The following is a 1,140-nucleotide window of genomic DNA, read 5'->3' on the forward strand; positions in this document are numbered from 1 at the left end:
AAAATTCATTTTTTAATACATCATCGACGCGAAAGGTAAATGTTGTCTCAGCCATTTTACGACTACTTAATGTGTTACAATATAATTCTAATGTAATACATTTTTACTATTTTTTCAATAGCTACTGTTAGAATAGATATCTTATATCTATTTTGCATTTTCATAGGGTTGAAAGGGACGCCCATAAATTCACAGGCTCAGATAACAACCCAGACAGCAGAGCCAGACCGGTTTCAATGCCCTCACAAATGACCAGATGTTTGGGATTGGCTTGACTTAAATGCACAGCACCACCTGTTACAGATCCCAACATGGCTTTTGCTGGTTTTTGGTCTGTTTTGCAGCCATTGGCTTGTAAAAAGGTTCTATGAATGGCGAAAGAGCCAGCGCCCTTAACAAGAGCCACCAACGCGGGCAGTGTACCCCCAGAGGGGTGTGGACACTTGTCGTAAAAGCGTAAATCGGGAGGCAAATCACATGTAATACCCCGCATACGTAAATAGGTTTCTGCTAAAGTATTTTTGATTGGTTGGCTTTGTTGCCAAATTGCTTTTGCTCTCTCTGCTTTCTTTTTTGCTCGTTTGAGATCAGCACAAAACTGTTTGGAGAAAGAAGGGGCGTGATCATAAGCTTGTTTTCCAAGCAAGCCAATTGTAATGAGTGCTTGTATGATCTCTCTAAAAGAGCAGCCAGCATAACAATAGAGTAAAAGACGCCCATCATGTCCATTGGCAAGGGATAAGCTAGGTAGCCTATCATCATGAGCAGGGCAACGGGTCCATAACGCCCATGCCAACCCCCGGCACAGCACGTGTGATACCGTGCGCATTCTTAAAAGAACACATCATTTTAAATCCTATAACGTTGTGTCATAGGACGGATTGTGCACTCTTTAGGGTGATGAGCTTGAGAAAGCCTTGTCCGTCCTTACGTGACAAGGTTTTCTTTTTATGCCGCGTCACTTTGACGTTGCTGTTTTGCTTGCTCGATGACATTCAAAAGATCTGATTGTAACCAACGCGATAAAAAACCAAATTTTAAAGGTTTTGGCAAAGAGCCATTAGTTACATGACGGCGGAATGTTGAGACACTCATATGAAGCAATTTTGCACTTTCACGGTCTGTCAAAAGAATATCATT

At 41.8% G+C, this 1,140-nt stretch carries 2 protein-coding genes; both read right to left on the reverse strand.

All coding sequences use genetic code 11. The features are described from left to right. Positions 1-160 precede the first annotated feature (160 nt). Positions 161-811 (reverse strand): hypothetical protein, encoded by a 651-nt coding sequence (locus ACFIKR_RS09345; protein WP_375659649.1) that lies wholly within the window; start codon positions 809-811, stop codon positions 161-163. A 137-nt stretch (positions 812-948) separates the two neighbouring features. Beyond that, positions 949-1,140, reverse strand: a 192-nt coding sequence (locus ACFIKR_RS09350) for a helix-turn-helix transcriptional regulator (protein WP_375659650.1), incomplete at its 5' end; no start/stop codon positions are given.

Source organism: Bartonella sp. MR30HLJHH (assembly GCF_042194195.1).
Classification (GTDB): Bacteria; Pseudomonadota; Alphaproteobacteria; order Rhizobiales; family Rhizobiaceae; genus Bartonella; species Bartonella grahamii.